Raw genomic sequence first — 20,073 nt, 5'->3', positions numbered from 1 at the left:
GGTGCGCTCCGGTGCGGGAGGTGGCGCTTGATGCCGTGTGGCGGCGCTTTATGCGACTACTCGCGCCACCTCCCGGGCGGGGGCGGCGCCCTGGACGGATCGAACGGCGATCGCGCGCGAACGGCGTACCCGGCCTGGAACGCATCGACGCACCCGGGGGCGGGGGCGGAGTCGCGCGCCCGGGAGGTGGTCGGTCGTGCCGCTTCGTGGCGGTTGAGGCGGCGCGAGGCGACACCTGCGGGGGATGGTGCGGAGTCGCACGCGCGGGAGGTGGTCGGTCGTGCCGCTTTTCGGCGGTTGAGGCGGCAGGAGGCGACACCTGCGGGGGATGGTGCGGAGTCGCGCGCGGGAGGTGGTTGGTTGTGCCGCTTCTCGGTGGTTGAGGCGGCAGGAGGCGACACTTGCGGGGGATGGCGCGGAGCCGCACGCCTGCGAGGTGGTTGGTCGTGCCGCTTTCGGCGGTTGAGGCGGCACGAGGCGACACCTGCGGGGGCGGGGGACGACGGCATCCGAAGTTCGTTCGGAACCCTCGCAAAAGATCCCGCTTACTCTTGAGACCATGTGTGGAATCGTCGGATACGTGGGCCCGCGCCCCAGCCAGGACATCCTTATCGCCGGCCTCGCCCGACTCGAGTATCGCGGGTACGACTCCGCCGGTATCGCGGTCATCGACGAGAACGGCGACCTCGGGATGCGCAAGAAAGCCGGAAAGCTCAGCATGCTGCGCGACTCGCTCGCCGATGCTCCGCTCGGCGACGGCACGACCGGGATCGGCCACACGCGGTGGGCGACGCACGGCGGGCCGACCGACGTCAACGCGCATCCTCACCTCGCCGCTGACGACAAGCTCGCCGTCATCCACAACGGCATCATCGAGAACTTCTCCGCCCTGCGCGAAGACCTGCTCTCCGACGGTGTGACGTTCCTCAGCGAGACCGACACCGAGGTCGCCGCAGCCCTGCTCGGCCGCGAATACGCCAAGAGCGGCAACCTGCAGGACGCGTTCCAGAACGTCGTCAACCGCCTCGAGGGCGCGTTCACGCTGCTCGCGATGCACGAGGACCACCCGGGTCTGGTCGTCGGCGCTCGCCGCAACTCCCCGCTCGTGATCGGGCTCGGCGAGGGCGAGAACTTCCTCGGATCCGACGTCGCCGCCTTCGTCGAGCACACCCGCAAGGCGCTCGCGATCGGCCAGGACCAGATCGTCTCGATCACGCCTTCCGAGGTCACCGTCACCGACTTCGAAGGCAACCCGGTCGAGGCCGAGCCGTTCGACGTGTCGTGGGATGCCGCCGCCGCCGAGAAGGGCGGATGGTCATCGTTCATGGCCAAGGAGGTCGCAGAGCAGCCCCAGGCCGTCGCGAACACGATCCTCGGCCGCGTGCACGACGGACAGGTCGTCATCCCCGAACTCGACGGGCTCGACGAGCTCTTCATCGGCATCAACCGTGTGATCATCACGGCCTGCGGCACGGCATCCTACGCAGCCCTCGTCGGAAAGTACGCGATCGAGCAGTGGGCCCGCGTCGCGACCGACGTCGAGCTCGCGCACGAGTTCCGCTACCGCGACCCGGTGATCGGCGACGACACGCTCGTCATCTCGATCAGCCAGTCCGGCGAGACCATGGACACGCTCATGGCCGTCAAGTACGCCCGCGAGCGCGGTGCGCGCACCCTCTCGATCTGCAACACGCAGGGCGCGACGATCCCTCGCGAATCGGATGCCGTCGTCTACACCCACGCGGGTCCCGAAGTCGCCGTCGCATCGACCAAGGCGTTCTCGGCGCAGATCACCGCGCTGCTGCTGCTCGGCCTGCACATGGGGCGCGTGCGCCAGACGCTGACCGACGACACCGCGGTTTCTGAGCTTGCGGACCTGCCCGACAAAATCGCCCGCGTGCTGGCCGAGGAGCACGACCACGTCTCGCAGCTCGCCGGCTGGATGGCCGACACGCGTTCGGTGCTGTTCCTCGGCCGCCACGTCGGATACCCGATCGCCCTCGAGGGTGCGCTCAAGCTCAAGGAGATCTCGTACATCCACGCCGAGGGTTTCGCCGCCGGCGAGCTCAAGCACGGCCCGATCGCCCTGATCGAGCCCGGCCAGCCGGTGTTCGTCATCGTGCCGTCGCCGCGCCACTCCGCGCTGATCCATTCCAAGGTCGTCTCGAACATCCAGGAGATCCGCGCCCGCGGTGCCCGCGTGATCGTGATCGCCGAAGAGGGCGATGCCGCCGTGCTCCCGTTCGCCGACGAGGTCATCCACATCCCGCTCGCCGGGCCCATGTTCGAGCCGGTGCTCGCGGTCGTGCCGCTGCAGATCTTCGCGATGGCCCTGGCCACGGCCAAGGGCCTGGACGTCGACCAGCCCCGCAACCTCGCGAAGTCCGTCACGGTCGAGTAGGCGGGCGGCGCTGCGCGCTTGCCGGCCCTGACACTTGTCGGCTCAGATCACGGATGTCGGTCGAAACCTCGGCGTTTCGGCTGACACCTGTTTTCTGGGCTGACATGTGTGCGCGGGATCGACCTTGCCGGCACCGGATGCCGGGGCATCAGGCCCGAGCACGTGCGAGTGCAGGCAGGATCGCTGCGACGACCCGGTCCCAGTCGTACACGATCATCGAGTAGTCGAAGCGCAGCGTCTCGTAGCCGCGAGCTGAAGCCTCGGCATCCCGGATCAGGTCCTTGTGCCGCATGCTGCCGTCGTGGTTCACCTTGCCGTCAGCCTCGAGGATCACGCGTCCGCCGATCACGAAATCCACTCTGCCGACGCCGTCGATCTGCACTTGGCAGTCGAGCCGGATTCCGAGAAGATGCAGTCGCAAGCGGAGCAGCGACTCCAAACCGCTCTCGGCATCGCCGCGCGCGAGGTCCAGGAGCCACCCCGCGGTGAGTGGCAGCTCCCGTCTGATGCGGTCACGATCGCTCGCCATGATCAATCGCTGATTCCAGGCGGACTCGTACGCAGCGAAGAATGTCTCGTGGTCGGCGCAGCGGAACAAGTGGATGAGGGCTGCGGCGACGGGGGCCATGCCGAGCTGTGCCTTGCCAGGACTGTGATGTGTGACACACCCGCATTCGGTGTGGTGCCGGCGACCGGCCTTGCCCATCCACACGTGGACCTCGGTGCCCTCCTCTTCCTTCTTCTTCTTCTTCTCGGGAAGCATCCAGACGCCGTGGCTTCGAAGGGCGGCAGCGCAGGTGAGTGCGCCGCCGTGTTCCGCAGCCGTGATGACGCGTGGATCGATCCCGGCCAGCGCGTACACACCGGGACGGACTCGGACGATGTCACCGGAGCGCGCCGCGGCGGCGAGATCTGTGCGAGTGCATCCGAACGCCTGAAGCTGCGTACCGCGCGCGATGCCGTCGAAGTGGGGGAGGAGCTGGGCGGGCTGAAGCATCCTCAGAGCATGCACCGATCTTCGGTCGTCAACTGCCGAATTGCGGTGATTGTGAACGAGTTCGACTTCTCGGGAATTGTGCAGAACTAGTCGCGCTCGCGGCATCCGCTCATCCGTCGGTCCAGATCACACTTGTCAGCCCAGAACACGGTTTCTCGGCAGGCGTGTGTGATCTGGACTGACAAGTGTCGGCCGGGTCGCGGGGCGAAGCGCAGGCTGGGTGGATGCCGGGGAGAGCGCGGGCGCGGATGAAGAGACCAGAGCCGCCCGAGTAGGCTGGTGAGGTGATCATCGGGACCGGCATCGACCTCGTGGACATCCCGCGGTTCGAACGCACGATGTCCCGCACACCGCGGCTCATGGAGCGACTCTTCGCCCCGTCCGAACGCACGCTGAGGCTACCGTCGCTCGCCGCGCGCTACGCCGCGAAAGAGGCGCTGATCAAGGCTCTCGGCGGGTCGGACGGCGTGCACTGGACCGAGATCGAGATCGCATCCGAGCCATCCGGCCGCCCGCATTTCCTGCTCACGGGATCGACGGCCGACGCGGTCACCGGCAAAGGCATCCTGAAACTGCACCTGACCATGTCGCATGACGCGGGCCTCGCCACTGCGTTCGTCGTCGCCGAGGGGGAGCCGCTGTGAGTGCATCGACTGTGCCTTTCCGCGAGGCAACCATCGAGATGGCGGCGATCGCCGACAACACCCGGCACTTCCGTCGCCTCACGGGCGTCGACGTCATCGCCGTCGTCAAGGCCAACGCATACGGGCACGGGGCCGCATCGGCGGCCGTCGCCGCGCTCTCGGGCGGAGCGACCAGGCTCGGCGTCGCCGAGATCGCCGAGGCCGTCGACCTGCGCCGACAGGGCATCAACGCCCCGATCGTCGCCTGGCTGCACGAGCCGGGCGAGCGCTTCGAGTCGGCAGCCGCGAACGGCATCGAGGTCGGCATCTCCTCCTTCGACCAGCTCGAGGCGGCTGGCGCCGCGGCAGGCAGCGACGGACCCGTCGGAGTGCACCTGAAGCTCGAGACCGGGCTCTCGCGCAACGGCGTCGCGCCCGGCGACTGGAATCGTGTCTTCGCCGAAGCCGCGCGGCTCGAGAGGATCGGCCGACTCCGCATCATCGGCCTCTTCAGCCACCTCTCCAATGCATCGCGTGCCGATGACCTCGAAGCGCTCGCGCGGTTCGAGGCCGGCACTGCTGCCGCAGCATCCGCCGGCATCCGCCCAGAGATTCGGCACATCGCGGCCACGGCCGCGGCGATCGATCACCCCGAGACGCGACTGGATGCCGTGCGCATCGGCATCGGCCTCTACGGGCTCTCGCCGTTCGATGACCGCTCGTCCGCCGACCTCGGGCTGCGTCCGGCGATGACCCTGCGCGCGTCCGTCGCCGCCGTGCGACGCGTACCGGCCGGCGCCGGCGTCTCTTACGGCTACGACCACCGCGCGAACCACGACACGACGCTCGCCCTGATTCCGCTCGGTTATGCCGACGGCATCCCGCGCCAGGCATCCGGTCGCGGCCCCGTCATGATCAACGGACGCCGGTTCTCGGTCGCCGGACGCGTCGCGATGGACCAGTTCGTCGTCGACGTCGGCGACGCTCATGTGGCGGTCGGCGACGAGGCCGTGGTGTTCGGGGATCCGACGCTCGGCGCGCCTTCGGCGACGGAGTGGGCGAACGCCGCGAGCACCATCAATTACGAGATCGTCACGCGCATCGGCAACCGCGTGCCTCGGCGGGGCGCATGATCGATCCGGCCTTTCTCGGACGTCGCGAGATCGCGACGTCGGATGCCATGGAGCACCTCGGCCTCATCATCGGTGAGCAGTTGCAGCCGGGCGATCTGCTCGTGCTGACCGGTCCGCTCGGGGCGGGGAAGACGACGTTCACCCGCGGCCTCGCGTCGGGAATGGGCGTGCGCGGTCCTGTGCAGAGCCCGACGTTCGTGATCGCGCGCACGCATCCGTCGCTCGTCGGCCGTGCGCCGCTCGTGCATGTGGACGCGTACCGGCTGGGATCGGCCTCGGAGCTCGACGACCTCGACATCGACTTCGCGAGGTCGGTGGTCGTGATCGAGTGGGGACGCGAGATGGCCCCGTCGATCGCGGATGCCTGGTGGGACATCGAGCTCGAGCGGCCTGTGGGCGTCGCGGGGGACGACGTGGCCGACGAGGACCTGGATGCTGACGCCCCCCGCGTCGTGACGATAGAGCGCATCACGAAGTAGTGGTCCCTGAGCCTGTCGAAGGGCCCGCGGCCACGTGGGTGGGGCGGAACTCAGCGGTCCCTGAGCCTGTCGAAGGGCCCGCGTTGACGTGGGGGGAGGACTCAGTGGTCCCTGAGCCTGTCGAAGGGTCCGCGGGGCCACGTGGGTGGGGAGGACTCAGTGGTCCCTGAGCCTGTTGAAGGGCCCGCGGGGCCACGTGGGTGGGGAGGAACTCAGCGGTCCCTGAGCCTGTCGAAGGGCCCGCGGCCCACGAGGCAACGCCGGCTGGTTATCCACAGATCGCCTGCGCCACAGCATCCGCTCGCACCCGGCGCGCATGCTGAGACCATGCCATGGATGTACATACTCAGATGCTCCGATGGGAGCTACTACACCGGAAGCACGGCCTTCGCTGACGTGATCGCCCGCGTGTGGGAACACAACAACGTGGACGAGAAGGCCGCCGCGTACACCCGTAGGAGGCGCCCAGTTGTTCTCGTATACGGCGAAGAATTCGATCGCATCGACGAGGCGTATTTCCGTGAGAAACAGGTACAGGGATGGTCGCGACAGAAGAAGACGGCGTTGATCGAGGAACGCGGCGATGACCTTCCGGGGCTGTCGCGAAATCGCCTGCAACGCCCGCCGGGCGCTTCGACAGGCTCAGCGACCGGCTAGGTGCGCCCGCCGGGCGCTTCGACGGGCTCAGCGACCGGCTAGGGGCGCCGGGTCGGGCGCTTCGACGGGCTCAGCGACCGGCTAGGTGCGCCGGGTCGGGCGCTTCGACAGGCTCAGCGACCACGTCGCGCGGCCGACTACCCTGGAGACGTGATTCTCGCTGTCGACACCTCCCTGGGCACGGCCGTCGCGATCGTCGACGCCGGCGGCCGCCGTCGCGCCGACGCGTCCAGCCCCGACCCGCTCGGACACGCCGAGGTCATCGGCTCCCTGCTGCAGCGGGCTCTGGCTGAGGCGGGCGAGGAGATCACCCACGTCGTCGCAGGTATGGGACCCGGCCCCTTCACCGGGCTCCGGATCGGCATCGCCACCGCGCGGGCGTTCGCGCTCGGCCGGCACATCCCCGTGATCGCCGTGCCGAGCCACTTCGCCGCGGCACTCAGCATCCTCGAGCAGGATCCCGAGGCCGGCACGTTCGCGATCGTCACGGATGCTCGTCGTCGGGAGCTCGCGATCAGCGTGTTCCGCGGGCTCGATGCCGACGGCATCCCGCACCTGAAATCCGAGACGGTGCTCGTGCCGCGCACCGGCGCCGACGCGTATCTCGACGGTCTCGACGCGCGCGAGGTCACCACGGTCGACGCCGCAGCCCTCGCCAGGGTCGGCATCCGCGCCGCGAACGCCGGGCGCGAACTGGCCGGCGCCGAACCCCTCTACCTGCGCCAGCCCGACGTCACCGTCCCCGGTGCCCCGAAGCGGGTGGGACTGTGACCATCCGCATCGCCACCCCCGCCGACCTCGACGCGATCATGGCCATCGAGAACGCCTCGTTCCCGAGCGATGCGTGGAGCGCCGAATCGATGGCGGCCGAACTCGTCACCGAGTACAGCCACTACCTCGTCGACGAGGACGGCGGCGAGATCATCGGATATGCCGGGCTCCGCTCGATCCGTGGAAATGCGGATGCTGACATTCAGACCATCGCCCTCGTCGAAGCCCGCCGTGGCGAGGGGAGAGGACGCCGGATGCTGCGGACTCTGCTCGCCGAAGCATCCGCCCGCGGCGCCCGCGAAGTCTTCCTCGAGGTGCGCGCCGACAATCCGGGTGCCGAGGGGCTCTACATCTCCGAGGGGTTCGAGGAGCTCGCCCGCCGCCCGCACTACTACCAGCCCGACAACGTCGACGCGATCGTGATGAAGCTCGATCTGCGCCGGTGGGCTGCCGCGGCGCAGAAGGAGACCACAGCATGAGTGAACCCCTGGTCCTCGGCATCGAGACGAGCTGCGACGAGACGGGCATCGGCATCGTCCGCGGACGCACGCTGCTGTCGAACACGATCGCATCCAGCATGGACGAGCACGCCCGCTACGGCGGCGTCATCCCCGAGGTCGCCGCCCGCGCGCACCTCGAAGCACTCCAGCCGTCGATCGAGGCCGCGCTCGCCGAGGCGCAGGTGCGACTGGAAGACCTCGACGCGATCGCCGTCACCAGCGGTCCCGGTCTCGCCGGTGCGCTCATGGTCGGCGTCGGAGCGGCGAAGGGGCTTGCGGTGTCGCTCGGCAAGCCGCTGTACGCCGTGAACCACCTCGTCGGACACATCGCCGCCGACATCGTCACGCCGGACTCCGACCCGCTCGAGTATCCGACGATCGCGCTGCTCGTCTCGGGAGGCCACACCTCGCTGCTGCACGTGCGCGACCTCACCACCGACGTCGAACTGCTCGGCGAGACCATGGATGACGCGGCGGGAGAGGCCTTCGACAAGGTCGCCCGGCTGCTGTCGCTGCCGTATCCAGGCGGGCCGGAGATCGACCGTGCGGCTGTCGACGGCGACCCCAAGGCGATCCGCTTCCCACGGGGGCTCTCGAAGGCGCCAGACTTGGAGAAGCACCGCTACGACTTCTCGTTCTCCGGGCTGAAGACCGCCGTCGCCCGCTGGGTCGAGCGGTGCGAGGCCGCGGGCGAAGAGGTGCCGGTGGCCGATGTCGCCGCGAGCTTCCGCGAAGCAGTCGTCGATGTGCTCGTCACCAAGGCTCTTGCCGCGTGTGCCGACCTGGGCGTGCCTCGGCTGCTGCTCGGCGGCGGCGTGATCGCCAATAAGCGCCTGCGCGACGTCGCGATCGAGCGTGCTGCGGCCGCGGGAGTGACCGTGCGGATCCCGCCGCTTTCGCTCTGCACCGACAACGGCGCGATGATCGCCGCGCTCGCCGCAGACCTGATCAGCTCGGGCCGCCGCCCGTCCACGCTCGCGTTCGGCGCCGATTCCACGCTGCCGGTCACCGAGATCCAGGTGGCTCAAGCGCCGACAGAGGATTCCGCATGAGTGACCAACGCGGCACGGGCCGGTCGGGCGAACAGCCGAAGGTGGAGCGCCCCTCCGCCGAGGTCGAGCGCCCCGCCGGTGCGACCCGGATGCCCGGCGCGCCGCGTGACAGCTACACGAAGCTGCCCACAGGCCCGGTCGGAGTCGAGCCGGTCGTCGCCAGCGGACCAGCGGACACAGCGGGGATGCCGGCCGTGCAGTGGGCGCCGTATGACGGCACCGACGCCGAGGACAACACCCGTCTCGCCCCATGGGCGCTGCTCGCTGCGATCGTCGCGCTGTGCGCGTCGTGGTTCGTCGGCTGGGGGATTCCGCTCGCGATCGTCGCCGTCGTCGCGGCGATCATGTCGCTGCGCCGCCCGGTCGAGAGCCGTGCGATCGCGCTCTGGGCGCTGATCCTCGGCATCACCGCGACGATCTACAGCCTCGGCTGGCTCATCTGGGCCGGCATGCAGTTCGAGAGGCTGGGCTAGCGGATGCCGTCGGCCGCCGAATCCGCAGAGCTGCGGATGCTGCAAGCCAAGGCGTACGGCCGCGACGGCGGCCTGTCCGCCGACGAGCTCGAGCGGCTGCGCGAGCTGGAGCAACGGCTTCGTCTCCCTTCGGTCGCTCAACCCGTTTCGTCACTTCGACTCGCTGCGCTCGCTCAGCACACCGCTCCGGCTGCTTCGCTGCCTGCGCTCAACGCCCCGCAGGAGGTCGTTGCCCCGCAGGATGTCGATTCTTCGCAAGACACAGCCTTCCCGCAGGATGTCGTTTCTTCGCAAGACACAGCCCACTTGCGAGAACAGGGGCGGGTCGTTGAGCGAGCCGAAGGCGAGACGAAACGCGCTGAGCGAGCGACAGCGAGTCGAAGCGGATCATCCGCACAACAGCGTGCTCCGCTGCGGCCGTGGCGCCGGCATCCGATCGGCTTCGCTCTCGGCGCTGTCGCGGCTGCACTCGGCCTCGGCCTCGGCATCGGGTGGGCGGTGTGGGGCTGGGACGCCGAGGCGTACGCACTCGGTGCCGCCAACGCAGACCGACGCGCGCAACTCGAAGAGAGCGATCTCTACGACTCCGGGACGCTCACCCCGCTCACAGAGCAGTACGGTCTCGTCATCTGGAGCGCGGAACGATCGAACGGCGACGAGGCGTGCGTGATCATCACCGGCCCTGACGAGATGAACAAGAACGGCTGCATACCGTCTGAGCAGCTGGACGAATCGGCCTGGCCCAATGCGACCGCGACAGTACCGGAGGGCGAGGAGAAAGCCGGACAGCAGCTGATGGCGGCGATGATGATGTCGCCGACGGGTGAATTGGTGCCCGTCATCCAGGTCTGGGATCAGACCTCGTCCGGATGGGAGTCGCAGTACAACGATGCCGAGCTCGCGCAGTTGCGCGAGCTCGAAGCGGAAGGCTACGAAGGCAGCGCTCTCGGAATCCTCGGATATGACGGCGACACGGTCGTGTGGAGCAACTGGACGAGCGCCGGAGTCTGCATCATCGTCTCAGCCGACGGAGGACCCCTCGAGGCGTGCGCCCCTGATGCCGAGTCCGACATCACGCTCATCGCGAGCATCGACGGCGTGCCGCGGGAGTACTTCGTGCAGCAAACGAAGATGCGCGGTCCTCAACTCACGATCATCCGCACCACGGGCGCCACGGTCGGTGAGCTCGATCCCGAGACCGGGGATCCGATCGAGTTCACGTTCGACGATCCGATGTTCGACGACCTCGTGAGCGACGGCGAGACGGGCGAGACCCCCGGCTGAGTCTCACACCCGATCGGCGAGGATCGCCATCCGCCGATCTCCGACGCGAGTGAGGATCAGCGTGGCGGTCTGCGAGCCCTTCAGGCTCAGCTTCTTCCGGAACGCCGCCGGGTCGATGTCCATGCCGCGCTTCTTGATCTCGATCGTGCCGATGTCGGCGGCCCTGAGTACCGTGTTGATCGCCTTGGGATTGGCCGCCATCACCTCGCGCACCCGGAACGACTGCACGAAGGGGCTCGTCAACGCGGCATCCCCGGTGAGATAGGCGATCTTCTCGTCCAGCATCCCGGCATCGATGCTGCGCGCGACGTCACCGATCAAGCGCGCACGGATGACGGCGCCGTCCGGCTCGTGCAGGAAGGCACCGAGCTCGCGAACTTCGGCATCTTCGGCATCCGCCCCTGCCGTGAGCTCGTGAGACTCGTCACCGCGGATCACGAGCGCCGCACGCCGCACGCCGTCGCGCGCGAGCTCACGAGACCACAGCACGAGTTCGACCACGCTGCCGTCGGCGCTGACCCACTGCGCCTCGACATCCGCGGGCAGGCTGTCGCGATCGTGACCGGGGCCGAGCTTGATGCCGACCGGCATCCGTTCTGCGAGGTCGAACGCCCAGTCGAGTGAGGGGGAGTAGTCGGATGCCGTGACCCGCCGCGTCTCGCTGTGACCGGTCGTGCGCCGGGCTGGGTCGAGCCAGACCGCCGTGCGCGAATCTCGGAGAAGTGCAGCATCTTCGGAGGAATCTGCTGAATTGGTCCGAAGATCGTGCACTTCTCCGAAGTTAGCGCTCGGGAAGTTGGCGCTCACGAAGTCCTCGGCCGTGCCGTGCTGCACCGTCACAGTGGCTTCGACTCCCTGCGGTCGCTCAACCTGTTTCGTCTCGCTGCGCTCGCTCAACGACCCGCGCTCGCCGAAGGGGGCCAGGTTGTAGGCGGCGATCGCGGCGGTGACCTCATCGGCATCCACTGCCACCACGCTGAGCCCGGCACCTGCGAAGGCGAGCGAGTCTCCGCCGATGCCGCAGCCAAGGTCAGCCACGCGTGTGATTCCGGCGCGGCGCATGCGCCCCGCGTGCCGTGCCGCCACCCCCAGACGCGTCGCCTGCTCGAGGCCGGCTCTGGTGAACAGCATCCGCTCGGCGAAGCCGCCGAACTTCGGTACTGCCTTCGTGCGCAGGTGGGCCTGACCCACGACAGCGGACACGAGATCGGGGGAGTGCCCTGCCGCACGCAGCCTCGAGACGGCACCGGCGACCTCTCCAGCGGAAGCGATCGGGCCCACCTCATCGAGCAGCCGAAGGCCCTCGGGGGTGAGCAGCGCGGTGAGCTCGGACATGTCCATCACTTCAGACTACGCATCCGAAACTGGCACTCGCATTGCATGAGTGCCAGCCGACGCCCTACACTTGTGATTAGCACTCTCGGGTTGAGAGTGCGAACAAGTCTTTCGTGTCAGCGTCAAGAAAGAAGAGGTAGACCGTGTCGGTTTCCATCAAGCCGCTCGAGGACCGCATCGTCATCCAGCAGGTCGAGGCAGAGCAGACCACCGCTAGTGGACTGGTCATCCCCGACACCGCCAAGGAGAAGCCCCAGGAGGGCGAGGTCGTGGCTGTCGGCCCCGGCCGCATCGACGACAACGGCAACCGCGTTCCGCTCGACGTGTCCGTCGGCGACCGCGTCCTGTACAGCAAGTACGGCGGCACCGAGATCAAGTTCGGCGCCGACGAGTACCTGGTGCTCTCGGCTCGCGACGTTCTCGCAGTCGTCGTTCGCTGAGCGACTCGACAACAGCGTAGAAGGCCCGGATGCTTCGGCATCCGGGCCTTTTCGCATCCTTGCCGGTCCTAGGGTGGAGCAGTGAGCCTCGAAGCATCGCCCCGCACCCGCGCAGCAGGAGCCGCGTACTCGGTGGCCGCCTACCTGATCTGGGGGCTGCTGCCGCTGTACTTCCTGCTGCTCGTGCCGACCGGGCCGTGGGAGGTCGTCGCGGCGCGCGTGGTCTTCTCGCTCGTGTTCTGCCTGCTGCTGCTCACGGTCGCGCGGGGCTGGCGGCGCATCATGGCGATCATCCGGCAGCCCAGACTGCTCGCGTGGACGGCGCTCGCCGGAGTGCTCATCTACGTCAACTGGCAGGTGTTCCTGATCGGAACCCTGAGCGGGCACGTCGTCGAGACGGCGCTGGGCTACTTCATCAACCCGATCACCACCGTGCTGCTCGGTGTCTTCGTGCTGCGCGAGCGCATCCGTCGCCTGCAGTGGGTCGCGATCGGGGTCGCCGTCGTCGCGGTCGTCGTCATCATCGTCGCGTACGGCTCGTTCCCGTGGATCGCGCTGTCGCTGACAGCATCCTTCGGCACCTATGGATTGATCAAGAAGAAGATCGGACCGGCGGTGGATGCCGTGAGCGGGCTCACGCTCGAGTCGTTCTGGCTGCTGCCGATCGCCGTGGTGCAGCTGATCATCGTCGCGCAGACCACCGGCATCACGTTCGGCACGGTGAGCACGTGGCACACCGTGCTCATGCTGTTCGCCGGCATCGCGACCGCTGTGCCTCTGCTGCTGTTCGCCTCCGGCGCCCGCCGCATCAACCTCACGGTGATCGGGATGATCCAGTTCATCACCCCGATCATGCAGTTCCTCACCGGAGTGCTGCTGCTTCACGAGCCGATGCCGCCCGAGCGATGGATCGGATTCGTGATCGTGTGGATCGCGGTCGGCGTGTTCGTCATCGACCTGCTGCGCGCCGGTCGGCGCGGTCGGCGCACGCGGGTGGCTCCCGTCGCCTGACGCCCGTATTCAAGGCGAAACAAGATCGTTAGCGCACCGATACCCAGCACGCTCGCGCCCACCATAAGGTGGGATCATCCGGGCATGTATTGCCATGTCCGTCGTTGCAAAGGAGCATTATGAACCGCACGCAGACGCGTACGAAGTGGCTTGCCGGCATCGCGCTGGTCGGCGCATCGGCGCTTGTGATCACGGGCTGCAGCACGCCCGCGCCAGAGGCGACCGAAGACACCGGCGGCGGAGATCGTCCGGCCGAGGTCGACCTGACGCTCCAGTTGGGCTCGCTGCTGCCGTCCACTGGGTCGCTGTCCTTCCTCGGAGCGCCGATGGAGGCCGGTGTGCAGCTCGCCGTGTCCGAGATCAACGACGCAGCAGCCGGTATCCAGGTCGAGCTCACCGCCGCTGACGAGGGCGACCTCGACAACAAGGCGTACGAGACCTCGATCACGAACCTGCAGAGCGCCGGCATCACCGCGATGGTGGGAGCGGCATCCTCGAGCGTGACGAAGCTGATCCTCGACGGCAACGCCGGATCCGGCATCCTCACGGTCTCGCCGTCGAACACCTCGGCGGACTTCACCGGCATCAACCCGCTGTACTTCCGCACGGCTCCCAGCGACAACCTGCAGGGCGAGGTGCTCGGCAACCAGATCGCCGAGGACGGGCACAAGACGCTCGGCATCATCTACCAGAACGACCCGTACGGCACGGGCCTGTTCGAGGCGATCAAGTCCACGTTCGAGGGCACAGGTGGCGAGGTCGTCGCCGAAGCCTCGTACAACCAGGGTGACGGACAGTTCAACGCCCAGGTGCAGACGGTCGCCGCGGCGAACCCGGATGCTGTCGCCATCGTGTCGTACGACCAGTTCGCCACGATCGCACCGCTGCTCGGCAACGCGGGCGTCGACACTGGCGCGCTGTACCTCGTCGACGGCAACCTGAAGGACTGGCCGGACCTCGGTGTCAGCCTCGAGGGATCGAAGGGCACGCGCGCAGGCGCTGAGCTTCCCGACGACTTCATCGACCAGCTGAACGAGGTCTGGACGGCTGAGGGCAACGAGCCGATCGACGCCCTGACCTATTCGGCAGAGGCGTACGACGCCACGATCCTCATCGCCCTCGCGGCGCTGCAGGCCGTGTCGGTCGAGGGTGAGGACATCGCCGGTGCTATGCAGGAGGTCTCGGGTGGTTCCGGTGAAGGCGAGAAGTGCACGAGCTTCGTCGACTGCGCCGAGATCATCAACGCAGGCGGTACCGCCGACTACGACGGCTACTCCGGCGAGATCACGTTCAACGACGACAACGACCCCGAAGGCGCCGCCATCGGCGTCTACGAGTTCGACGCCGAGAACGTCACGACCCGCATCAAGTAACACTGTGTGAGAAGGGGCTCCGGATGCTGTCATCCGGGGCCCCTTCTTCGTGCCCGCGCGGTGGCCCGGGGGCGGGAGGTGGCGCTTCGTGTCGCGTCGCGCGAGGGGAGGCGGCCACTAGAGACACCTGCCCGCGGGGGCGGGGAGTCGGGGGCGAGGCAGGGCTGGGCGGCGAGGCCGGGTGGCGGGAGGTGGTGCTTCGTGTCGCGTCGCGCGAGGGGTGGCGGCCACTGGAGACACCTGCCCGCGGGGGAGGCGGGGCCGGGCTGGGGAGGTGGTGCTTCGTGTCGCGTCGCGCGACGGTAGGCGGCCACTGGAGACACTTGCCCGCGGGGGAAGTCGATCCCGCGCGGTGGCGGTGCGACCTCCCGCGCGGTGGCGGCGGCGGTGCCCGGGCTATGCGGCGGCGCGGGCGTGCGCGGCGAGGCGGTCGAACTGGGCGTCGCGCTCGGGATCCACGACCTGGGCGTCCGGGTGTGCGTCGTGGTAGGAGAGAATCCGGCGCGCGCCCTCGTCGAACGTGATCGTCGTGGCGAACTCCGGCACCAGTGCCTGCACCTTCGAGGTGTCGAACACGATCGAGTGCGCCTTGTCCCCGAGCAGCGTCGGACCGAGTTCCGGTGCGAGAGCGGCGATCGTGTCGGATGCGACGTGCACGAGGTCGGGCGCCTCGACCCCGGCCGCATCCGCGAGCCAGCCGTAGATCTGATTCCACGTTGGCGCGTGCGAACCCGTGATCGTGTACGCCTCGCCGATCGCCTCCGAGCGTCCGACGAGCCCGGTGAAGGCGACGGCGAAGTCATCGGAGTGCGTGATGGTCCACAGGCTCGTCCCGTCGCCGTGCACGATGACCGGCCGCCCCTCGCGCATGCGGGCGATGTCGGTCCAGCCGCCCATCGTCGGGATCGACCGTTCGTCGTAGGTGTGCGACGGGCGCACGATCGTGACGGGCACGCCGATATCGCGCTGGGCATCGAAAAGCATCTCCTCGCACGCGATCTTGTCGCGCGAGTACTGCCAGAACGGGTTCTCCAAGGGCGTCTGCTCGGTGATCGGCAGCTGCGCCGGCGGCTTCTGGTAGGCGGATGCTGAACTGATGAAGATGTACTGCCCGGTGCGCCCTGCGAACGCTCCGAGGTTGCCTGCGACATGATCCCGGGTGAACGAGAGGAAGTCGGCGACCGCATCGAACTCGCGACCGCGGAGCGCAGTCCTCAGCGCCGCACGGTCGCGGATGTCCGCGGACACGACGGTGACGTCATCCGGCAGTCCGCGTCGCCCGCTCCCGCGATTCACGACCGTCACGTCGTGTCCTCGCTCGATCGAACGGCGCACGCACGCCGCGCTGATGGTCCCTGTGCCGCCCAGATACAGAACGCTCGTCATGAGGCGAGCCTAAACGGAGCGGGCTACGCGGCGTCGCCGAGCGTGCCGAGGTACAGACCGATCACCTTCGGATCGTTCAGCAGATCGCGCCCGCTGCCCTCATGCGCGTCACGGCCCTGGTCGAGCACGTACCCTCGGTCGCAGATCTGCAGACAGCGCCGGGCGTTCTGCTCGACCATGATCGTCGTGACGCCGGCCTTGTTGATGTCGGAGACGCGGATGAATGCGTCATCCTGCCGCACCGGGCTCAGCCCCGCCGACGGCTCATCGAGCAGCAGCACGGACGGATCCATCATCAGTGCACGCGACATCGCCACCATCTGACGCTCGCCGCCCGAGAGCGAACCTGCGCGCTGCTTCAGCCTGGTGCCGAGCTCCGCGAAGATGCCGCTGACGAACTCCAGCCGCTCCTTGTAGATCTTGGGGTTCTGATAGAGCCCCATCTGCAGGTTCTCCTCGATCGTCAGCGAGGGGAAGACGTTGTTCGTCTGCGGCACGAAGGCCACACCGCGCCTGACGAGCCGGTCGGCCTTCAGCCCGACGATGCTCTCGCCGTTGACCGTGATCTCGCCACCGCGCACCTGCACCATGCCGAAGATCGCCTTCAGCAGCGTCGACTTGCCGGCGCCGTTCGGGCCGATGATGCCGATCAGTTCGCCCTTGCGAGCGATGAGGTTCGCGCCGTTGAGGATGTTCACGCCCGGCAGGTAGCCGGCGTGCACATCCGTCATCTCGACAACGACGTCGCGCGTGTCGACAGATCCTTCACTCATGCCTTCCCCTCCCCGGGGCTCTCGATCTCGGCTTCGGCCTCAGCCTCGATCTGATCGCGCAGCTCCGCGGCCGCGGCATCCGAGATCACCGGCAGACGACCAGTGACCGCGCCGAGGTCCACATCCTGATGGGCGCCGAGGTAGGCGTCGACGACGGCAGGGTCCTCCATGACGGTGCTCGGCGGGCCCTCGGCGACGATGCGGCCTTCGGCCATCACGACCACCCAGTCGGCGATGTGGCGCACCATGTGCATGTCGTGCTCGACGAAGAGCACCGTCATGCCGAGATCCTTCAGATCGAGGATGTGATCGAGCAGCGACTGCGTGAGCGCGGGATTGACCCCCGCCATCGGCTCGTCGAGCATGACCAGCTGAGGATCGCTCATCAGCGCCCGCGCCATCTCGAGCAGCTTGCGCTGCCCGCCCGAGAGCGAGGCGGCGAAGTCCTTCTCCTTGGCGTCGAGCTTGAAGCGGGCGAGCAGTCCCCGCGCACGCTCTTCGATCTCGGCCTCCTGCGCGCGCCACAGGAACGGGAACAGCCCGGCCCAGAAGCCCTCGCCGCGCTGACCCGGTGCGCCGAGCTTCATGTTCTCGAGCACGGTCAGCAGCGACAGCGACTTGGTGAGCTGGAAGGTGCGCACCTGGCCCATACGGGCGACCTTGAACGACGGCACCCCGGACAGGTTCGTGCCGTCGAACGACCAGGTACCCGCGTTGGGCTTGTCGAAGCCGCACAGCAGGTTGAACAGCGTCGTCTTGCCTGCACCGTTCGGCCCGATCAGTGCCGTGATGGCGCCGCGGGGGACCTCGAGGTGATCGACGTCGACTGCGGTGAGGCCGCCGAAGTGCCGCTTCACGTTGTCCGCGATGAGGATGGGGTCGACCTTGGCGACACCGGGCTCCGCCGGTCCCTTGGCGAGACCCGTGCTCTTGGGACGTGTGACGCTGCCGGTCGCCGGAGCGCCGGGGGTGCTTTCACTGGGGGCGCTGTTACTTGACAAAGGTCATCTCCCTCTTGTTTCCGAGGATGCCCTGCGGCCGGAAGATCACGATCAGCATCAGCACGATGCCGATCACGATGTAGCGGACCACGTCGGCCTGGTTCGTGGTCATCGGCAACCAGCCGACGCGCGCCATCTCGGGCAGCAGGCCGCCGAGGAAGGCGAACACGACCCAGAACAGCACGGCGCCCAGCGTCGGGCCGAAGACGGTCGCAGCCCCTCCCAGCAGCAGGATCGTCCACAGGAAGAACGTCAGCGATGTCGAATAGCTGCCGGGGATCACGGCGGACGGCAGGACGAAGACGACGCCGCCGAGAGCGCCGATGACGCCACCGACCACGAGCGCCTGCATCTTGTACGCGAACACGTTCTTGCCGAGCGAGCGCACCGCATCCTCGTCCTCGCGGATGCCCTTGAGCACCCGGCCCCACGGGCTGCGCATCAGCGCCCACACGAGAAGCACCGACAGAGCGAGCACCAGCACGCCGAACACGCGCACCCACAGGTCGTTCTCGTTGTAGGTCCACGGGCCGAAGCCGTAGATTCCGGGCGGGAACGGGTTCATGTCGCGGAAGCTCTGATGGTATCCGGAGAGACCGCCTGCCGAGTTGGTCCATTCGCGGAACAGCTCGGTGAGGAAGAGCAGCCTGACCACCTCGGCGGTCGCGATCGTCGCGATGGCGAGATAGTCGGCGCGCAGACGAAGAGTCGGGATGCCGAGGACCAGAGCGAACAGCGCACCGGCGAGCACGCCCGCGAGCACGCCGGCCCACCAGGGGAATCCGAAGCTGAGGATCGAGATCGCATACCCGTAGCCGCCGACCGCCATGAACGCGGCCATGCCGAAGTTGAGCAGTCCGCCGTAGCCGAAGTGCACGGCGAGTCCGGTGGCGGCGAGCGCGTACGCGATCGTCGTGGGGCTGAAGAGATAAGAGGCGGTGTTGCCGAAGATGTTTCCGAAGTCCATGCGTCAGCCCAGCCTTTCCCTGCGCCCGAGCAGGCCCTGCGGCCTGACGAGAAGGATCACGATCAGCGCGACCAGCGCGGTGGCGTACTTGAGATCGGACGGCACGCCCAGCAGCGTCGAGACCTCGACGGCCAGGCCGACGATGATCGAGCCGATGAGCGCGCCGATCGCGGAGCCGAGGCCGCCGAGTGTGATGGCGCAGAAGATGAGCAGCAGCATCTGCATGCCCATGTCCCACTTCACCCCTGGGCGGAAATACGCCCACAGCACGCCGGAGATCGCCGCGAGGACTCCTGCGAGCACCCATACGATCCGCACGACCTTGTCGACGTCGATTCCGGATGCCGCGGCCAGCTGCGGATTGTCGGAGATGGCCCTGGTGGCCTTGCCGACCCTGGTGCGGGTGAGGAAGAAGGCCACGCCGAGGATGACGACAATGCTCGTGCCCATGCCGATCATGTCGATGTACGACAGCGAGATCGGACCGAACTTGATCGGCGTCGGGCTCGCACCCTGCAACTGGAACGTGCTGCCGCCGATCATGTACTGAAGGACGTAGCGCAGCGCCAGCGAGAGCCCGATGCTGACGATCATCAGCTGCACGATGCCGAGGCCTCTTCGCCGGAGCGGACGCCAGAGACCGGCATCCAGCGCGAGCCCCAGCAGTCCGCCGCCGATGACTGCGGCGATGATGCCGAGCCAGAGGGGCAGATTCCAGAAGGTCGTGAAGAGCAGCGCGACCACAGCGCCCCAGGTGACCATCTCGCCATGGGCGAAGTTCGACAGGCGCGTCGTGCCGTAGATGAGGGCGGCGCCCATGGATGCCAGACCCAGCAGCAGACCGAAGTTCAGTCCGCCCACGATGCGGGAGAGCAGCTGATCGATGAACGACGTCGTCTCTCGCACTCCCTCACCGAGGAACAGGTTCACGATCTTCGTGTTCGTGAGCGCGAACTCCACCTCCTGCGACGCGGAGTCGCCCTCGACGATCACGCCCTCGGGGAGCGTGTCCTCATCGACGGTGAGCGTGTAGGCATCCTTCTCCGGAACATAGAGTCGCCACTTGCCCTCGGCATCCGTCTCGGTCTCGGCATCGAAGCCGTTCCCCTCGATCTTGACGGTGACGTCGGGGATCGGTTCGTCATCGAACGTGATCACCCCGGCGAAGTAGAAATCGGTGATCTCCTGGCCGTCATCCGTCTCGTCTGCGAGGGCGGATGCCGGTGGCTGGAGCACCAGAGCTGATAGAGCGATCAGCACGCCGAGGAGCGCGACCAACCATGGCCGGACGCGTCGGACGGCTGTAGACGTGGGTCCCACGCAACCTCCACTGTGAGTGCTCGCCGCGGGTTCGGGTCGACTGCGGGCTGGGTTTGAGCGTAGTGCGGGAAACGGCGATTCACTAGCAACGCCGTGG

20 protein-coding genes are annotated in these 20,073 nt (G+C 67.8%); 13 read left to right on the top strand and 7 right to left on the bottom strand.

What is annotated here, in order from left to right:
* The first annotated feature begins 559 nt into the window (after window positions 1–559).
* Window positions 560–2,401, top strand: a complete 1,842-nt coding sequence (glmS, locus tag JF52_RS0103045) for a glutamine--fructose-6-phosphate transaminase (isomerizing) (protein ID WP_033104989.1) — start codon at window positions 560–562, stop codon at window positions 2,399–2,401.
* A gap of 148 nt (window positions 2,402–2,549) precedes the next feature.
* On the opposite strand, the gene JF52_RS0103040 is transcribed toward glmS, so the two are convergent.
* Window positions 2,550–3,398 carry a type IV toxin-antitoxin system AbiEi family antitoxin domain-containing protein gene (locus JF52_RS0103040; RefSeq protein WP_052166711.1) on the bottom strand — a complete coding sequence of 283 codons (849 nt, stop codon included), beginning with the start codon at window positions 3,396–3,398 and terminating at the stop codon, window positions 2,550–2,552.
* Between the two features lie 284 nt (window positions 3,399–3,682).
* Here JF52_RS0103040 and JF52_RS0103035 point away from each other — a divergent pair, with 284 nt between their 5' ends.
* The 9 genes from JF52_RS0103035 (at window position 3,683) to JF52_RS0102995 (ending at window position 10,370) form a co-directional block, all read left to right on the top strand.
* Window positions 3,683–4,042 (top strand): holo-ACP synthase, encoded by a 360-nt coding sequence (locus tag JF52_RS0103035; RefSeq protein ID WP_033104988.1) that lies wholly within the window; start codon window positions 3,683–3,685, stop codon window positions 4,040–4,042.
* 38 nt (window positions 4,043–4,080) lie between these two features.
* Window positions 4,081–5,154 carry an alanine racemase gene (alr, locus tag JF52_RS0103030; RefSeq protein WP_084595757.1) on the top strand — a complete coding sequence of 358 codons (1,074 nt, stop codon included), beginning with the start codon at window positions 4,081–4,083 and terminating at the stop codon, window positions 5,152–5,154.
* Window positions 5,151–5,633, top strand: a complete 483-nt coding sequence (gene tsaE, locus JF52_RS0103025; RefSeq protein WP_033104986.1) for a tRNA (adenosine(37)-N6)-threonylcarbamoyltransferase complex ATPase subunit type 1 TsaE — start codon at window positions 5,151–5,153, stop codon at window positions 5,631–5,633. The genes alr and tsaE overlap by 4 nt, the downstream gene beginning before the upstream one ends.
* A gap of 336 nt (window positions 5,634–5,969) precedes the next feature.
* Window positions 5,970–6,290, top strand: a complete 321-nt coding sequence (locus tag JF52_RS0103020; protein WP_235272312.1) for a GIY-YIG nuclease family protein — start codon at window positions 5,970–5,972, stop codon at window positions 6,288–6,290.
* Window positions 6,291–6,440: 150 nt separating this feature from the next.
* Window positions 6,441–7,061: a tRNA (adenosine(37)-N6)-threonylcarbamoyltransferase complex dimerization subunit type 1 TsaB gene (tsaB, locus tag JF52_RS0103015; RefSeq protein ID WP_033104984.1), complete on the top strand. Its 621-nt coding sequence runs from the start codon at window positions 6,441–6,443 to the stop codon at window positions 7,059–7,061.
* On the top strand, window positions 7,058–7,540 hold the full coding sequence (gene rimI / locus JF52_RS0103010) for a ribosomal protein S18-alanine N-acetyltransferase (protein WP_033104983.1): 483 nt from the start codon (window positions 7,058–7,060) through the stop codon (window positions 7,538–7,540). The genes tsaB and rimI overlap by 4 nt, the downstream gene beginning before the upstream one ends.
* Window positions 7,537–8,613 carry a tRNA (adenosine(37)-N6)-threonylcarbamoyltransferase complex transferase subunit TsaD gene (gene tsaD, locus JF52_RS0103005; protein ID WP_033104982.1) on the top strand — a complete coding sequence of 359 codons (1,077 nt, stop codon included), beginning with the start codon at window positions 7,537–7,539 and terminating at the stop codon, window positions 8,611–8,613. The genes rimI and tsaD overlap by 4 nt, the downstream gene beginning before the upstream one ends.
* On the top strand, window positions 8,610–9,086 hold the full coding sequence (locus tag JF52_RS0103000) for a hypothetical protein (RefSeq protein WP_033104981.1): 477 nt from the start codon (window positions 8,610–8,612) through the stop codon (window positions 9,084–9,086). Before tsaD ends, JF52_RS0103000 begins: the two co-directional genes overlap by 4 nt.
* Before the next feature lie 3 nt (window positions 9,087–9,089).
* Window positions 9,090–10,370 (top strand): hypothetical protein, encoded by a 1,281-nt coding sequence (locus JF52_RS0102995; protein WP_033104980.1) that lies wholly within the window; start codon window positions 9,090–9,092, stop codon window positions 10,368–10,370.
* Window positions 10,371–10,373: 3 nt separating this feature from the next.
* Here JF52_RS0102995 and JF52_RS17150 read toward each other — a convergent pair whose 3' ends face one another.
* On the bottom strand, window positions 10,374–11,711 hold the full coding sequence (locus JF52_RS17150; RefSeq protein ID WP_033104979.1) for a class I SAM-dependent methyltransferase: 1,338 nt from the start codon (window positions 11,709–11,711) through the stop codon (window positions 10,374–10,376).
* Between the two features lie 137 nt (window positions 11,712–11,848).
* Between JF52_RS17150 and groES the strand changes: the two genes are divergently transcribed.
* The 3 genes from groES (at window position 11,849) to JF52_RS0102975 (ending at window position 14,529) form a co-directional block, all read left to right on the top strand.
* On the top strand, window positions 11,849–12,145 hold the full coding sequence (gene groES / locus JF52_RS0102985; RefSeq protein WP_033104978.1) for a co-chaperone GroES: 297 nt from the start codon (window positions 11,849–11,851) through the stop codon (window positions 12,143–12,145).
* An 81-nt stretch (window positions 12,146–12,226) separates the two neighbouring features.
* Complete coding sequence (rarD, locus tag JF52_RS0102980; RefSeq protein WP_033104977.1) at window positions 12,227–13,156, top strand: EamA family transporter RarD; 930 nt, start codon at window positions 12,227–12,229, stop codon at window positions 13,154–13,156.
* 119 nt (window positions 13,157–13,275) lie between these two features.
* On the top strand, window positions 13,276–14,529 hold the full coding sequence (locus JF52_RS0102975; RefSeq protein WP_033104976.1) for an ABC transporter substrate-binding protein: 1,254 nt from the start codon (window positions 13,276–13,278) through the stop codon (window positions 14,527–14,529).
* A gap of 396 nt (window positions 14,530–14,925) precedes the next feature.
* Here the strand turns inward: JF52_RS0102975 and JF52_RS0102970 are convergent, their stop codons facing one another.
* The 5 genes from JF52_RS0102970 to JF52_RS0102950 are packed head-to-tail and all read right to left on the bottom strand — an operon-like array spanning window position 14,926 to window position 19,976.
* Window positions 14,926–15,915, bottom strand: coding sequence for an NAD-dependent epimerase/dehydratase family protein (locus JF52_RS0102970; protein WP_033104975.1), 990 nt, complete (start codon window positions 15,913–15,915; stop codon window positions 14,926–14,928).
* A 23-nt stretch (window positions 15,916–15,938) separates the two neighbouring features.
* Complete coding sequence (locus JF52_RS0102965) at window positions 15,939–16,688, bottom strand: ABC transporter ATP-binding protein (RefSeq protein WP_033104974.1); 750 nt, start codon at window positions 16,686–16,688, stop codon at window positions 15,939–15,941.
* Window positions 16,685–17,689, bottom strand: coding sequence for an ABC transporter ATP-binding protein (locus tag JF52_RS0102960; protein ID WP_033104973.1), 1,005 nt, complete (start codon window positions 17,687–17,689; stop codon window positions 16,685–16,687). Before JF52_RS0102960 ends, JF52_RS0102965 begins: the two co-directional genes overlap by 4 nt.
* Complete coding sequence (locus JF52_RS0102955) at window positions 17,679–18,656, bottom strand: branched-chain amino acid ABC transporter permease (protein WP_033104972.1); 978 nt, start codon at window positions 18,654–18,656, stop codon at window positions 17,679–17,681. The genes JF52_RS0102960 and JF52_RS0102955 overlap by 11 nt, the downstream gene beginning before the upstream one ends.
* Before the next feature lie 3 nt (window positions 18,657–18,659).
* Window positions 18,660–19,976, bottom strand: coding sequence for a branched-chain amino acid ABC transporter permease (locus tag JF52_RS0102950; protein WP_052166710.1), 1,317 nt, complete (start codon window positions 19,974–19,976; stop codon window positions 18,660–18,662).
* Between the last annotated feature and the right edge of the window lie 97 nt (window positions 19,977–20,073).

The sequence above is a fragment of the Microbacterium profundi genome, assembly GCF_000763375.1.
GTDB lineage: Bacteria > Actinomycetota > Actinomycetes > Actinomycetales > Microbacteriaceae > Microbacterium > Microbacterium profundi.
Note: the sequence above shows the minus strand (reverse complement) of the source record. Positions and strands in the feature narration are given on the sequence as shown.

Excerpts from the sequence above, each read along its gene's own strand:
- tsaD (WP_033104982.1), top strand. The coding sequence starts at position 7,537 with ATGAGTGAACCCCTGGTCCTCGGCATCGAGACGAGCTGCGACGAGACG.
- JF52_RS0103000 (WP_033104981.1), top strand. The coding sequence starts at position 8,610 with ATGAGTGACCAACGCGGCACGGGCCGGTCGGGCGAACAGCCGAAGGTG.
- tsaE (WP_033104986.1), top strand. The coding sequence starts at position 5,151 with ATGATCGATCCGGCCTTTCTCGGACGTCGCGAGATCGCGACGTCGGAT.
- alr (WP_084595757.1), top strand. The coding sequence starts at position 4,081 with ATGGCGGCGATCGCCGACAACACCCGGCACTTCCGTCGCCTCACGGGC.
- JF52_RS0102955 (WP_033104972.1), bottom strand. The coding sequence starts at position 18,656 with ATGGACTTCGGAAACATCTTCGGCAACACCGCCTCTTATCTCTTCAGC.
- JF52_RS0103020 (WP_235272312.1), top strand. The coding sequence starts at position 5,970 with ATGTACATACTCAGATGCTCCGATGGGAGCTACTACACCGGAAGCACG.
- glmS (WP_033104989.1), top strand. The coding sequence starts at position 560 with ATGTGTGGAATCGTCGGATACGTGGGCCCGCGCCCCAGCCAGGACATC.
- JF52_RS0102995 (WP_033104980.1), top strand. The coding sequence starts at position 9,090 with ATGCCGTCGGCCGCCGAATCCGCAGAGCTGCGGATGCTGCAAGCCAAG.
- JF52_RS0102970 (WP_033104975.1), bottom strand. The coding sequence starts at position 15,915 with ATGACGAGCGTTCTGTATCTGGGCGGCACAGGGACCATCAGCGCGGCG.
- JF52_RS17150 (WP_033104979.1), bottom strand. The coding sequence starts at position 11,711 with ATGGACATGTCCGAGCTCACCGCGCTGCTCACCCCCGAGGGCCTTCGG.
- JF52_RS0102975 (WP_033104976.1), top strand. The coding sequence starts at position 13,276 with ATGAACCGCACGCAGACGCGTACGAAGTGGCTTGCCGGCATCGCGCTG.
- JF52_RS0102965 (WP_033104974.1), bottom strand. The coding sequence starts at position 16,688 with ATGAGTGAAGGATCTGTCGACACGCGCGACGTCGTTGTCGAGATGACG.
- JF52_RS0103040 (WP_052166711.1), bottom strand. The coding sequence starts at position 3,398 with ATGCTTCAGCCCGCCCAGCTCCTCCCCCACTTCGACGGCATCGCGCGC.